The following is a 12,545-nucleotide window of genomic DNA, read 5'->3' as shown; positions in this document are numbered from 1 at the left end:
GACCGCGCCCCGGTGCGGGGCTACCGGCGGTCGTCGGTGGTCTGTCCGTAAACGTTCTGATACCGGTCGTACAGCGCATCGATCGCGTCCTGCGGAATCGGGAGCAACTCCCCCGCCTGCCGGGCGATGTGGACCGTGCGAGCCACGTCCTCCACCATCACCGCAGCCTTGACCGCATCCTTCGCGCTCGTCCCGATCGTGAACGGCCCATGGTTCTGCATCAACACCGCCCGGGAACGATGCCCCCGAAGCGTGTCCACGATCCCCCGACCGATCGAGTCATCACCGATGATCGCGAACGGACCCACCGGGATCGGCCCCCCGAACTCATCGGCCATCGCCGTGATCACACACGGGATCTCCTCACCCCGCGCCGCCCACGCCACCGCATACGTCGAATGCGTATGCACCACACCACCCACCTCGGGCATGTTCCGATACACATACGCATGCGCCGCCGTATCACTGGACGGCGACCGGTCACTGCCCGGCGTCCCCGGCACCACATTGCCGTCCAGATCACACACGATCATGTTCTCCGGAGCCAACTCGTCATACGACACCCCCGACGGCTTGATCACGAACAGATCAGCCCCCGGAACCCGCCCCGACACGTTGCCACCGGTCCACACGACCAGCCCGTAACGCACCAGCTCCGCGTGCAACGACGCCACCTCGGCCCGAACCCGCGCCACCGCGACTTCGACCTTCACGCCGTCGACGTACTCGCTGCTGATCGCTGCGTTGCGTGCCACTCGAGTGCTCCTTCGCCCGGCCACCATCGGCGGGCCTCGATCGTGTGACGATCGATGTGACCGTTCACATTGCGACACTATAGCCACGGTCCGAACGGGGGTGTCAACTCCCGGCGTGTCTCGGATCGATAACGACGACTCAGCGGCGCGGGCCGGTGGACGAGCGAACGACCAGCTCGGGCACGAGCACCGCCGGGTCCACCTCGCCCGTGCCCTGGCCGAGCAGCAGATCCACGCAACGACGCCCCAGCTCGGCGAAGTCCTGACGCACGGTCGACAGCGGCGGCCAGAAGTGCGCGGCCTCGGGGATGTCATCGAACCCGATGATGCTGATGTCGCGCGGACAGTCCAGCCCCTCATCGCGGATGGCGTGCAGGAGCCCGAGCGCCATCTGATCGTTCGACGAGAAGATCGCGGTGAAGTCACGGACCCGGAGCAGCTCGCGCCCGGCGTAGTAGCCGAATTCGGCCGTCCAGTCCCCCAGCACCGGCGCCGTCGTCGGGATGTCGGAATCGCTCATCTCCTCGAGGAATCCGCGCATCCGCGCCTCAGCCTCGATCCAGTCCTGGGGGCCGGCGATGTGGTAGATCGACCGGTGGCCGAGCTCGATGAGGTGCCGTGTGGCCAGTCGGGCGCCGGCGATCTGGTCGACCGACAGGGCGTGGCCGGGATCCACCTCGGTGGACTGCAGCGTGACGTACGGGATGCCGATCGGCTGGGCGGCCAGGGCACGGAACACGCGCACCTGCGGCGCGATCACGACGAGTCCCTCGACCGCCTGGGCCACCAGGTGCGCGAGCCCGGCCTGGATCGAGCTCGGATCCCGGGCGTCGACGTTGGCGGTGGAGACCCAGTAGCCGCGTTCGCGCGCGGCCGCCTCGATCGCCGCGATCGAGGACGCGGGACCGTACTGGGTCGCCGACGACGTCAGCACTCCGATCGTGTGCGACCTGCTCGTGACGAGCGCGCGGGCCGCCCGATTGGGGCTGTAGTCGAGTTCCGCCATGACCGCGAGCACGCGATCCTTCGTCTCCGCGCGGATGCTCGGATGATTGTTGAGCACGCGCGAGACCGTCTGATGGGACACACCGGCCAGACGCGCGACATCGCGAATGCTCGGGCGACGGCCCGTAGCGTCTTCGCTCATGGTTCCTCCGGCCCGATGCGCACGTTCACATCGGCTCGTGCCCATTATGCACCGCGGGTTTCGAAAACACGTCGTCCGCTCTATGTGACAGTCACACGGAGCGCTCCGCGGCCATGTGACGACCGCGGTGCGCGTCACACCCGCGGCGAGAAGCCCTCCCGCCCCGACACCGCCGTATGCTGACCGCATGTCCGACCTGGCGCGCTTTCTGCCTTTGAGTCACCGGTCGGCGGATGACGCCGCGGCGGCCCCCTCCGACCGCCGTGGGCAGATCGCGACGGTGGTCGCCCTCGCCGCTTCCGCGCTCGACGGTGCTCCATTCGATCGCCGCCGCGCCTTCGTCGACGAAGCAGGCCTGTCGGGCGACGACGACGGCGCTTCCCTCGCCGAACTCGCCGGCCGTATCGCGCGGGGGCGACGGCGCAGCGTCCGAGAACTCACGGCGGTCGCGCGTGCCTACCTCCGTTTGCCGAGCGACCGGCGTCCGCTCCCGTTCGATATCGCGGGCGCGATCGCGCTCGCGGCCTCGACGAGCGCCCCGTTCGCACGACGGGCCGCCATCGCAGGCCACACCGTGCGCGCGACCGACGCCGGCTGGACCTTCGGTCGCGGACCCGAGATCTCGGCGAGCGCCGACGAGATCGTCGCGTTCCTCACCGGCGTCTCCGATTCGCCGCCCCGGCGTTCCCCCGTCAGCTGAGTCGCAACAGGTCGCGGTAGAACTCGATCCCGCGAAGCCACACGTGCACGCGGATCCGCTCGTCGTGCGCGTGAAGCGCTTCGCGCTCGGAGGCGGTCAGCCGGGACGGCGCGAATCGGTAGACGTTCTCGCAGATCGCGGTGAACCACCGGCTGTCGCTCGCCCCGAGCTGCAGGTACGGCGTGGAGACGACGTCCTCGCCGAGAGCGGAACCGACCGCACTCGCGATCCGGCGCCATCCCTCGCCGCGCCAGGGTGACACGGGCGATGGGTCCGAGCCGTGGCGAACCTCGATCTCGATCTGGGGATCGGCGATCGCTCGCCGCGCGCGCTCGGTTGCCGCAGCAACCGAGTCGCCCGTGAGCAGGCGGATGTTGACGGCTGCGCGAGCAGCCGTGGCGAGCACGTTCTCGCCATCCGCCCCGTCGAGCTCCGTCACGACCGCGGTCGTACGCACCAGTGCGTTGGTCTCGGCGCCGAAGCGAGGCAGCGCCCGCGCGAGCAGCGCTCCGGTGACGGAGAGGTTGGTGAAGATGGAGCGGAACGGCTCGCGGGCGAATGGTGCCAGGGTGCGGAACATCGCCCGCACCGGCGGCACGAGCCGCACGGGCGCCGGGTGTCGATGCAACCGGTCGATCGCCCGCGCCAGTCGCGCGGTGGCCGGCAGCGGGGGTGGAGTGGACGCGTGCCCTCCCGCCTCGCGCGCCGTGAGCCCGAGCGTCATCACCCCGCGCTCGGCGACGCCGATCATCGCGGTCTCGACGTCGACGCCGGGCACGGCACCCGAGACGACTGCCCCGCCCTCGTCGAGGACGAGCGCCGGCCGGACGCCACGGGAGCGCAGCACCTCCACGATCGCGGGAGCACCGAGACCGGCGACCTCCTCATCGTGCCCGAAGGCGAGATACACGTCGCGCGCCGGCCGCCATCCTTCCCCGACGAGAGCCTCGACGGCTTCGAGAATCGCCACCAGTGAGCCCTTGTCGTCGATCGCACCGCGCGCATGGATCGTCGCTTCCTCCCCGTCGCCGGTGAGGACGGCGTCGAAGGGAGGGTGCGTCCATTCCTCGGGAACGACCGGAACGACGTCGTAGTGCGCCATGAGTACGAGCGGCGCGTCCGAGGCATGGCCGCTCCACCGGTAGAGCATCGCGTGCTCCCCCACCGTCTCGTACTCGAGCTCGTCGTGCAGGCGCGGGTAGAGCCGACGCACTGTCTCGCGGAAGCGCGCGAGCTGGGCCGAGTCGGATGGGGCCGGCTCCGCGTGCGAGACGGTGGGGATCCGCAACAGCTCGCGGAAGCGATCGACGGCAGCGGTGTCCACCCTGCGAGCCTACGCCGCGCGGGTCGGTCAGCCGCTGGCTAGGCTCGCGTTATGACGAATCAGACGACGTCCGGCAGCTCCGACACCGGCCTGCGATGGGGCATTCTGGCGACCGGCGGAATCGCCCACGCGTTCACCCGCGATCTGCGAACAGCGGGCCGGGAGGTCGTGGCCGTCGGCTCACGCACACAGGACTCGGCGACGCGCTTCGCCGAGGAATACGGCATCCCCCACGCTCACGGCTCGTACGAGCAGCTCGCGGCCGACCCCGACGTCGACATCATCTACATCGCCACCCCGCATCCGGGTCATCGCGACGCCGCCGCGCTCGCGATCCAGCACGGCAAGCACGTGCTGGTGGAGAAGCCGTTCACCCTCAACCGTGACGAGGCCGTGGCGCTGTGCGATCTGGCAGCCGACGCGGGCGTCCTCGTCATGGAGGCGATGTGGACTCGCTACCTCCCGCACATGGTCCGCCTGCGCGAGATCGTCGCCGCCGGAACCCTGGGCGAGGTCCGGACGGTGTTCGCCGATCACACGCAGCGGATCTCCGACGATCCCACGCACCGTCTCAACGATCTCTCGCTGGGTGGCGGCGCGCTGCTCGACCTCGGCATCTACCCCGTGTCGTTCGTCTGCGACCTCCTCGGGCTCCCGACGCAGGTGAGGGCGCTCGCGCGGCTGATGGAGACGGGCGCCGACGCCGAGGTCGCGACGGTCATGACCCACCCCTCGGGTGCGGTCTCGACGACCGTGTCGTCTTCCCGCGGGGCCGGGCCGAACACCGCTCACATCGTCGGGACCGAAGCGCGGGTCGAGATTTCGGGCGTCTGGTACGCGGCCACCGACTTCCGCGTCGTATCGCACGACGGCACGATCCTCGAGGAGTACCGCTCGGAGATCGAGGGGCGCGGCATGCAGTTCCAGGCCCTCGAGGCGGAGGCCCTCGTCGCCGCCGGACGGACCGACGGCGACGTTCTGCCGATCGCAGAGACCGTCGCGATCATGGGCGTGCTCGACGATATCCGAGATCAGATCGGCGTGCGCTACCCGCAGGAAGGGTGATCCCGCTCAGGCGGCGAACGGCACCACGCCCACGAGCGCCGCGACGGCGAGCATCACGAGCGACACGATCGACGCACGCCACAGCACCTTCTTGTGGTGGTCGCCCAGATTCACGTTCGCCAGCGACACGAGGAGCAGGATGGCGGGCACGAGCGGGCTCTGCAGGTGGACAGGCTGCCCCGTGATCGACGCACGCGCCATCTCGACCGGCTCGATGCCATAGGTCGCGGCGCTCTCGGCGAGGATCGGGAGGATGCCGAAGTAGAAGGCGTCGTTCGACATGAAGAACGTGAACGGGATCGACAGGACGCCCGTGATCACTGCGAGGTGCGGTCCGAGCTGCGACGGGATCACTTCGGTGACCCACGAGGCCATCGCGGCCACCATCCCCGTACCGTTCAGCACGCCCACGAGCACGCCCGCCGCGAGCACCATCGAGACCACGCCGACGATGGAGGGAGCGTGGGCGACGATCTCGTCCGCCTGCTGCTTGAGCTTCGGGAAATTGATGACGAGAGCGAGCGCCGCGCCCACCATGAAGACGTACGCGAGCGGGAACAGGTCGAGGACGAGCAGGACCATGACCACGAGCGTGAGCGCGAGGTTGACCCACACCAGGCGCGGACGCAGCGTCGCACGGTTCGGATCGAGCATGGTGTCGGCCATGGCGGTGTCGCGCTCCTCGACCCACTGTGCCGCCGGAACGGGCTTCCGGCCGCGCACGGTCACGATGTTGCCGGTGCGGAGCGTGGCCAGCGCGCCCGGTCGCGGGTCGGCACCGCGGAAGAGCTTGGGCCCACCGAGCACACCGTCTCCCCCGCCGAGACGGGACGTGTCGATGCTGCCCGCGAGCCGTCGACGCTCGGACAGCCCGAGGAACCAGGCGAAGGTCAGCGAGACGACGATGCCGGCCGCCAGCGAGGGCAGCATCGGCACGAACACGTCGGTCGGCTGCAGACCGAGCGCCGACGCCGCACGCACGGTCGGCCCGCCCCACGGGACGATGTTCATCGTGCCGTTCATCAGGCCTGCGACGCAGGTGAGCACGACGGGGCTCATTCCCAGGCGGAGGTAGATGGGAAGCATCGCCGAGGTCGTGATGATGAACGTGGTCGAGCCGTCGCCATCGAGCGAGACGACGGCGGCCAGCACCGCGGTACCGAGCACGACCTTGGCGGGATCGTCCTTGAGCACGCGGGTGATGACCCGGATGAGGGGGTCGAAGAGCCCCACGTCGATCATGATGCCGAAGTACATGATCGCGAACATCAGCAGGGCCGCGGTCGGCGCCATGCTCGTGATGGCGTCGATGATCATGTCGCCGAGCCCCAGGCCGGCGCCGGCGAAGAGGCCGAATGCCGTCGGCACGATGATGAGCGCGACCATCGGGGTGAGCCGGCGCGTCATGATGAGCGCCATGAAGGTCAGCACCATCGTGAACCCGAGGGCGACGAGAACACCCTCGGGCGGGATGAAGGCGAGGTCGTACCCCTCTTCGGCCGCGGCGGCGGCCACGAGGTTCGCGGGATTTGTCATGTCGACTCCTTCGTCGGCGGGCGCACGGACCCACGGTGCGATCGGTCGAATCTAGGTCGCTTCGCCGTCGACCCGCGCGCTTGGGCTCATTCCGGCGACTTGAGCGCGTAGCGTGTGTTCTGCGCATTCTGCGCGCGAGCAAGGAGAGGTCGGATGCGGTTCACCACGCGGCTCTTCCTCGTGCAGCTCGCCGTCGTCGCGACCGTGCTGCTCGTGTGCACGGCGGCGTTCGCGGTGATCGCGGTGACGCAGGTGCGAAACGCCGCGGAAGAGAACGCCCTCAACATCGCTCGCTCGGTGGCGGCGACTCCTGACGTTCGCGCGGCGGTCGCGCGCTGGTCCGACGACCCCGGCACCCCCGACGCTGCCGACCTCGTCGGCGGATCGTTGCAGAGCACGGCGCTCGCGATCGCCGAGCGCACGGACGCGCTCTTCGTCGTGATCACCGACGACCACGGCATCCGGCTCGCCCACCCCGATCCGCATCGTCTCGGCGAGACCGTGTCCACCCCGTTCGACCGCGTTCTCGCCGGAGAGGAGGTCGTCGACTGGGAGGTCGGAACCCTCGGGCGGTCGGCACGCGCCAAAGTGCCCGTCCTCCCGCCCGACGGCGGCGAGCCGGTGGGTGAGGTGAGTGTGGGTTTCGAAGAGGGCAGCGTGCTCGACGACCTGCCGTCCGTGCTTCTCGCGATCGGGATCGCCGCGCTTCTTGCACTCGGCATCGGCATCGCCGCGGGCTCGGTTCTGCGACGCCGCTGGGAGAAGACGACGCTCGGTCTGCAGCCCGAGGAGCTGACCGCGCTGGTGCAGCAGCAGAGCGCGGTCCTCGACGGCATCGGAGACGGCGTGCTCGCCCTCGACGAGAACGGTGTCGTGCGGGTCGCGTCCACGACTGCCGAACAGCTGCTCGGTCTCGAGCGCTCCGTGGGGCAGCCGCTCTCCGCTCTGCCCCTGCCCGCGGCTGTCGTCTCCGCGATCATGGAAGGGCTTCCGCTGCACCGTGTCGTCGTAGGCCCCCGCGTGCTGGCCGTTGACGTGCATCCGGTGCGGCGCGGTGGCCGCGAGCTCGGGGACGTGGTGATCGTTCGGGATCACACGGATGTCGCCGAGCTCGGCGAACAGCTCTCGTCGGTTCAGACCGTGACCGGGGCGCTGCGGGTGCAGCGGCACGAGTTCTCGAACCGCCTGCATGTCGCCGCAGGCCTGATCGACGCCGAGCGGGTCGGCGACGCCCGAGCGTTCCTCGACGAACTCCTCGAGCGCGGCAGCGTTCCGATCGCCGTCGCCGGCATCGAGCGGGTGGACGACCTGTTCCTCCAGGCGCTCCTCGCGGCGAAAGCGACCGAAGCAGCCGCGAGCGGAGTGGGCATCGCCGTCGGCGAAGACACCCTCGTCCTCGGAGAGCTCTCGCGTGTCGAGGATGCCGCGGCCGTCATCGGGAATCTCATCGACAACGCCGTCGCCGCCGCGGCGCACGAAGCCGAACCCCGCTGGGTAGAGGTCACCTTCTTCGGCGACGGCGACGCGCTCGTGACGACCGTCGCCGACTCGGGGTCCGGTGTGGCGGACGGCCGCGATGTCTTCGCGCCGTCTGCGGAGCCGGGCGACGACCGCGTGCGCGGGCGCGGGATCGGCCTGCCGCTCTCGCGCGAGCTGGCGCGCCGTCTCGGCGGCGACGTGTGGCTGATCGATCCGGGCGGCCGCGGCTCCGCGGCATCCGGAGCGGTTTTCGCCGCCCGGCTGCCGGGCGTGCTGCGCACCGCGGCGCCCGACACGACCGCGACTACCGAGCCGACCGCACCCCGCCCCGAGGAGGACGACTCATGACCACGACAGCCCCGCTCCGGGTCCTCGTCGTCGACGACGACTTCCGCGTCGCGGATCTCCACCGCGACGCCGTCGACGCGGTTCCCGGGTTCCGCGCGCTCGAGCCGGCCCGGTCGATCGGCACAGCTCGCTCCGCGATCGCCGAGCACCGCCCCGACCTCGTTCTCATCGACAACTACCTGCCCGACGGCGAGGGCGTCGAGCTCGTGCGCTCGATCGACACCGATGCCATCGTGCTGTCGGCGGCCTCCGATGCCGAGACGGTGCGCCGCGCCCTGCGTGCGGGGGCCATCGGCTACCTGATCAAGCCGTTCGATTCCCGCGCTCTCCGCGAGCGCCTGGAGCGGTACGCCCGCTACCGGAACGTCCTCGACACCGCCGACGTGGAGCAGGACGACATCGATCGCGCCCTGTCGATCGTCCACGGCGGTCCCGCCACCACGACGCGCTCGGCGACCGAGCAGATGATCCTCACGACCCTCGGGGCGCGGGAGGCATCGGCGGGCGAGATCGCGACCGAATGCGGTATCTCACGGGCGACGGCTCAGCGCCACCTCGCGGCGATGGCCGCGCGCGGGGTCGTCGACGTGCGGTTGCGTTACGGATCGACGGGCCGCCCGGAGCACCGTTACGCAGCGTCGCGCGGTTGACGCGTCGACCACCAGGCCCACGTGACGAGAACGGGCTGGAAGAAGAGCCGGACGAATCGACGCCGATCGGTGTCGAGCCCGAAGGCGCTGCGTCCCTTTCGCCACTGATCGATGTTGCCGGGGAAGACGGCGATGAAGAACGCGGCGAGCAGCGCACCGATGCGCGAGCGCTCGCGCGGCAAGGCGAGCAGCGCCACCCCGAACAGTGCCTCCACCGCTCCGGAGGCGACGACGACGCCATCACGATCGATCGGGAGCTTCTCGACGACCGCGTCAGGCACCTGGGCCTGGAAGTCACGGCGCGCCCAGAACAGGTGGCTCAGGCCGGCGAAGATCATGGCGCCGGCGAGCAGCCAGCGGAGCGCGGTTCTCATGCGTTCAGTCTGCGCGCTCCACGGCCGCCCGGCGAACCCTTGCTTTCTCCGCACTAGGCTTACCCGGGTGTCCGGCGCGCTCGATCTTTCTCTTCTCCGCCGCTGGCCCGACGTCGAAGCGCCCGGTCTCGTCGCCGCCGATGCCGCCGATCTCCTGATCCTGGATGAATCGGAATCTGCCCGCGCCGAAACGGGCCCCGACGAGGTCACCGTCATCGGAGACAGCTACGGCGCGCTCACCCTGGGCGCTGCGGCCGCCGGAGCCGAGGGCATCCGAGTCCACCAGGACCCCCTCAGCGGCGAGGCCGCTCTCGCCGCGAACGCGAAGCGTCTCGTCCCCCAGGCGACATTCACCTCTCTCCCGCTCGATGCCGCGCTCGTCGCGGGCGCGCGAGTCGTGCTGCTTCGGCTGCCACGCTCGCTCGATGCTCTCGCCGACATCGCCGCCACCATCGCGGCGGCGGCCTCCCCCGACGTCGTCGTCTACGCCGGAGGGCGAATCAAGCACATGACGGTCGCGATGAACGACGTTCTCCGCGGCTCCTTCGAGCGCCTCGACGTCACGCATGCGCGTGGGAAGTCCCGGGTGCTCGTCGCCCGCGGTCCACTCCCGCAGACGACGCTTCCCGAGGCGCGATCTGGACGCAGCGACGGGATCGAGATCCGCGCGTACGGCGGCGCGTTCGCGGGTCCGCGCCTCGACATCGGGACACGACTCCTCCTCGCGAACCTGCCCGAGACCGCACCGGGCGGAACGGCAGACGACCCGTGGATCGACTTCGCCTGCGGCACGGGAGTCGTCGCGGCCGCGTGGGCCACCCGTCACCCCGACGTCCGCGTGTATGCCTCGGATCAATCGGCCGCAGCCGTGGCGTCCACGGCGGCCACGATGCGGGCCAACGGTGTGTCCGAGCGCGTCGAGGTGGTACGCGATGACCTGCTCGCCCGGCGCCCGGATGCGAGCGCGTCGCTGATCGCGCTGAACCCGCCGTTCCATTCCGGTGCCGCGATGAGCGACCGCATCGCCCCGCGCTTGTTCCGCGATGCGGCGCGTGTGCTGCGGCCGCGCGGCGAACTGTGGTGCGTCTGGAACTCCGCGCTGCAGTACCGAGCGGAGCTCGAGCGCGTTGTCGGCCCCACCCGGCAGGTGGCCCGAGACCCGAAGTTCACGGTCACGGTGTCCACGCGCCGCTGACCGTCTCAGTGGTAGCGGCCGCTGTAGGCGTTGATCGCCTGCTGCCCGCCGAGGTGCGCATAGAGCACGTTCGAGTCAGCGGGGATGTCGCGGGAAGAGACCAGGTCGATCAGAGCCGCCATGGACTTTCCCTCGTAGACCGGGTCGAGGATGACTCCTTCCAGGCGCCCCGTGAGGTAGATCGCCTCATCCGTCGAGTCCACGGGTATGCCGTAGCGCTCCCCCGCCCAGCCCTCGAGAACCTGGATCTCATCCTCGCGCAGCTCACGGCCGACACCGATCAGCTCCGCCGTGCGACGCGCGATCCGGCGCACCTGGTCACGGGTCTTGTCGATCGTGGCCGAGGCGTCGATGCCGAGGACCCGCCGGGGACGGTCACCGAAGTTCTCCGCGAGGTCGGCGAACCCGGCCACCATCCCGGCGTGGGTCGACCCCGTCACGGTGCAGACGACGATCGTGTCGAAGAACACACCGAGCTGCTCTTCCTGCTGGCGCACCTCGTGCGCCCAATTGGCGAACCCGAGTCCGCCGAGGCGGTGATCACTCGCGCCCGCCGGGATCGCATAGGGCTTGCCGCCGGAGGCCTCCACATCGGCGATCGCTTCCTTCCACGAGTCTCGGAATCCGATGTCGAAGCCCGCGGGCGACAGGCGGACATCCGCTCCCATGAGCCGCGAGAGCAGGATGTTGCCGACCCGGTCGTTGACAGCGTCCGGCCAGTCAACCCAGTTCTCCTGAACGACGACGGCCTTCAGCCCCAGGTGCGCCGCGACCGCCGCCACCTGGCGAGTGTGGTTCGACTGGATCCCGCCGATGGAGACGAGCGTGTCGGCGCCCTGAGCGAGAGCATCCGGAATGATGTATTCGAGCTTGCGAGTCTTGTTGCCGCCGTATGCGAGGCCGCTCGACACGTCTTCTCGCTTCGCCCAGACACGGGCACCCCCGAGATGGGCTGAGAGGCGATCCAGCGGGTGCACGGGGCTGGGTCCGAAGGTGAGCGGGTGACGAGGGAAGTCGGCGAGGGACATCGGTTCTCCTGGGGTCGGGTGGAGCTCAGGCGGGATCGGGATGGGTCAACAGTCGTTCGAGCGTCAGCCAGTTCTCACGCGTCGCTGCAGCGGCCGCCTCGCCCTCGCCGGTGGCGCAGAGCTCGATGATGCGGGCATGGGCCGCCACCGAGTCGCGGCCGGCGAGGCTCGAGAACCGAGCACGCTCCAGGCGTCGCAGAAGGGGTGTCACCTGCTCGAGCAGAGTGCCGAGAAGAGGGTTGGCACTCGCCGAAACCGCGACGCGATGGAAGTCGTCGTCGGCCGCGAGCGCTGCGTCGATGTCATCCGCGCGCAGTGCGTCCGCGAACCGGTCGTTCGCAGCACGCATCGCATCGAGGTCCGACGCCGTGAGCTGGCGCACTCCCTCGCGCACCGCCAACTCGTGCAATGATGCCGCAATACGCTGCGCCGAGAGAGCCTCGCGCTCATCGAGCGGCGCCACCTCCGTGGCCTTCGCCCGCCGCGTCCGGACGAGCCCCGCGGCCTCCAGACGGGCGATCGCCTCACGAATCGGCGTACGGCTGACCCCGAGCCACTCCTCGAGCTCGCTATCGCGGAGACGAGCGCCCGGCTCGAGCCTGCCACTCACGATCGCGTCGCGAAGCGCCGTGTACGCGTGGTCGCGCAGAGAGGCTGGGCGAGAGACGGGAACGAGCGGCATGCAATATATTGCACACTACCTGGCTCAGTACGTCAAGCGAACAGCCCCGGGGGCACGAAAGAGGGCCACCCAGCATTGGGTGGCCCTCTTACGAAAGAAGTCCGGCGGTGTCCTACTCTCCCACAGGGTCCCCCCTGCAGTACCATCGGCGCTGTGAGGCTTAGCTTCCGGGTTCGGAATGTAACCGGGCGTTTCCCTCACGCTATGGCCGCCGAAACACTATTGATGTTTCAGTCTGCACAACGATCAATTCGTTATGCGG

At 69.7% G+C, this 12,545-nt stretch carries 12 protein-coding genes and 1 rRNA gene; 5 read left to right on the top strand and 8 right to left on the bottom strand.

Annotated features, from left to right (window positions below; translation table 11 throughout):
• Window positions 1-20: 20 nt before the first annotated feature.
• Both ABIC53_RS03625 and ABIC53_RS03620 read right to left on the bottom strand, forming a co-directional pair.
• Window positions 21-737 carry an L-ribulose-5-phosphate 4-epimerase gene (locus tag ABIC53_RS03625; protein ID WP_502915545.1) on the bottom strand — a complete coding sequence of 239 codons (717 nt, stop codon included), beginning with the start codon at window positions 735-737 and terminating at the stop codon, window positions 21-23.
• A 157-nt stretch (window positions 738-894) separates the two neighbouring features.
• Complete coding sequence (locus ABIC53_RS03620) at window positions 895-1,902, bottom strand: LacI family DNA-binding transcriptional regulator (protein ID WP_354450465.1); 1,008 nt, start codon at window positions 1,900-1,902, stop codon at window positions 895-897.
• 187 nt (window positions 1,903-2,089) lie between these two features.
• Between ABIC53_RS03620 and ABIC53_RS03615 the strand changes: the two genes are divergently transcribed.
• A complete protein-coding gene (locus ABIC53_RS03615; RefSeq protein ID WP_354450463.1) occupies window positions 2,090-2,602 on the top strand; it encodes a hypothetical protein in 513 nt (170 codons plus the stop codon).
• On the opposite strand, the gene ABIC53_RS03610 is transcribed toward ABIC53_RS03615, so the two are convergent.
• Window positions 2,595-3,926 carry a M20/M25/M40 family metallo-hydrolase gene (locus ABIC53_RS03610; RefSeq protein ID WP_354450461.1) on the bottom strand — a complete coding sequence of 444 codons (1,332 nt, stop codon included), beginning with the start codon at window positions 3,924-3,926 and terminating at the stop codon, window positions 2,595-2,597. The two genes, ABIC53_RS03615 and ABIC53_RS03610, sit on opposite strands and share 8 nt — an antisense overlap.
• 51 nt (window positions 3,927-3,977) lie before the next feature.
• On the opposite strand from ABIC53_RS03610, the gene ABIC53_RS03605 reads away from it, so the two are divergent.
• Window positions 3,978-4,991, top strand: coding sequence for a Gfo/Idh/MocA family protein (locus ABIC53_RS03605; protein ID WP_354450459.1), 1,014 nt, complete (start codon window positions 3,978-3,980; stop codon window positions 4,989-4,991).
• A 6-nt stretch (window positions 4,992-4,997) separates the two neighbouring features.
• Here the strand turns inward: ABIC53_RS03605 and citH are convergent, their stop codons facing one another.
• The gene (gene citH, locus ABIC53_RS03600; RefSeq protein ID WP_354450457.1) at window positions 4,998-6,527 is read right to left on the bottom strand and encodes a citrate transporter CitH; all 1,530 of its coding nucleotides are present in this window, start codon (window positions 6,525-6,527) and stop codon (window positions 4,998-5,000) included.
• Between the two features lie 153 nt (window positions 6,528-6,680).
• Between citH and ABIC53_RS03595 the strand changes: the two genes are divergently transcribed.
• Both ABIC53_RS03595 and ABIC53_RS03590 read left to right on the top strand, forming a co-directional pair.
• Window positions 6,681-8,354 (top strand): sensor histidine kinase, encoded by a 1,674-nt coding sequence (locus ABIC53_RS03595; protein ID WP_354450455.1) that lies wholly within the window; start codon window positions 6,681-6,683, stop codon window positions 8,352-8,354.
• Entirely contained in the window at window positions 8,351-9,004 is a 654-nt protein-coding gene (locus ABIC53_RS03590) for a response regulator (protein ID WP_269266033.1), read from the top strand. The genes ABIC53_RS03595 and ABIC53_RS03590 overlap by 4 nt, the downstream gene beginning before the upstream one ends.
• Here ABIC53_RS03590 and ABIC53_RS03585 read toward each other — a convergent pair.
• Window positions 8,983-9,378 (bottom strand): DoxX family protein, encoded by a 396-nt coding sequence (locus ABIC53_RS03585; RefSeq protein WP_274179570.1) that lies wholly within the window; start codon window positions 9,376-9,378, stop codon window positions 8,983-8,985. The two genes, ABIC53_RS03590 and ABIC53_RS03585, sit on opposite strands and share 22 nt — an antisense overlap.
• Before the next feature lie 67 nt (window positions 9,379-9,445).
• On the opposite strand from ABIC53_RS03585, the gene ABIC53_RS03580 reads away from it, so the two are divergent.
• Window positions 9,446-10,573: a class I SAM-dependent methyltransferase gene (locus ABIC53_RS03580; protein ID WP_282501064.1), complete on the top strand. Its 1,128-nt coding sequence runs from the start codon at window positions 9,446-9,448 to the stop codon at window positions 10,571-10,573.
• Window positions 10,574-10,578: 5 nt separating this feature from the next.
• On the opposite strand, the gene ABIC53_RS03575 is transcribed toward ABIC53_RS03580, so the two are convergent.
• The 3 genes from ABIC53_RS03575 to rrf form a co-directional block, all read right to left on the bottom strand.
• Window positions 10,579-11,601: a 1-aminocyclopropane-1-carboxylate deaminase gene (locus ABIC53_RS03575; RefSeq protein WP_282501065.1), complete on the bottom strand. Its 1,023-nt coding sequence runs from the start codon at window positions 11,599-11,601 to the stop codon at window positions 10,579-10,581.
• Between the two features lie 25 nt (window positions 11,602-11,626).
• Complete coding sequence (locus tag ABIC53_RS03570; protein ID WP_269266029.1) at window positions 11,627-12,283, bottom strand: GntR family transcriptional regulator; 657 nt, start codon at window positions 12,281-12,283, stop codon at window positions 11,627-11,629.
• A 99-nt stretch (window positions 12,284-12,382) separates the two neighbouring features.
• A 5S ribosomal RNA gene (gene rrf, locus ABIC53_RS03565) occupies window positions 12,383-12,499 on the bottom strand.
• Window positions 12,500-12,545: the final 46 nt, after the last annotated feature.

The organism is Microbacterium sp. 1262 (genome assembly GCF_040544895.1).
GTDB lineage: Bacteria > Actinomycetota > Actinomycetes > Actinomycetales > Microbacteriaceae > Microbacterium > Microbacterium plantarum.
The sequence above is the reverse complement of the archived record's forward strand: the minus strand, read 5'-3'. Positions and strand labels throughout refer to the sequence as shown.

What these genes read in the sequence shown, in the direction of transcription:
- ABIC53_RS03570 (WP_269266029.1), bottom strand. Translation starts at nt 12,283, where the DNA reads ATGCCGCTCGTTCCCGTCTCTCGCCCAGCCTCTCTGCGCGACCACGCG.
- ABIC53_RS03620 (WP_354450465.1), bottom strand. Translation starts at nt 1,902, where the DNA reads ATGAGCGAAGACGCTACGGGCCGTCGCCCGAGCATTCGCGATGTCGCG.
- ABIC53_RS03605 (WP_354450459.1), top strand. Translation starts at nt 3,978, where the DNA reads ATGACGAATCAGACGACGTCCGGCAGCTCCGACACCGGCCTGCGATGG.
- ABIC53_RS03575 (WP_282501065.1), bottom strand. Translation starts at nt 11,601, where the DNA reads ATGTCCCTCGCCGACTTCCCTCGTCACCCGCTCACCTTCGGACCCAGC.
- ABIC53_RS03585 (WP_274179570.1), bottom strand. Translation starts at nt 9,378, where the DNA reads ATGAGAACCGCGCTCCGCTGGCTGCTCGCCGGCGCCATGATCTTCGCC.
- ABIC53_RS03590 (WP_269266033.1), top strand. Translation starts at nt 8,351, where the DNA reads ATGACCACGACAGCCCCGCTCCGGGTCCTCGTCGTCGACGACGACTTC.
- citH (WP_354450457.1), bottom strand. Translation starts at nt 6,527, where the DNA reads ATGACAAATCCCGCGAACCTCGTGGCCGCCGCCGCGGCCGAAGAGGGG.
- ABIC53_RS03595 (WP_354450455.1), top strand. Translation starts at nt 6,681, where the DNA reads ATGCGGTTCACCACGCGGCTCTTCCTCGTGCAGCTCGCCGTCGTCGCG.
- ABIC53_RS03615 (WP_354450463.1), top strand. Translation starts at nt 2,090, where the DNA reads ATGTCCGACCTGGCGCGCTTTCTGCCTTTGAGTCACCGGTCGGCGGAT.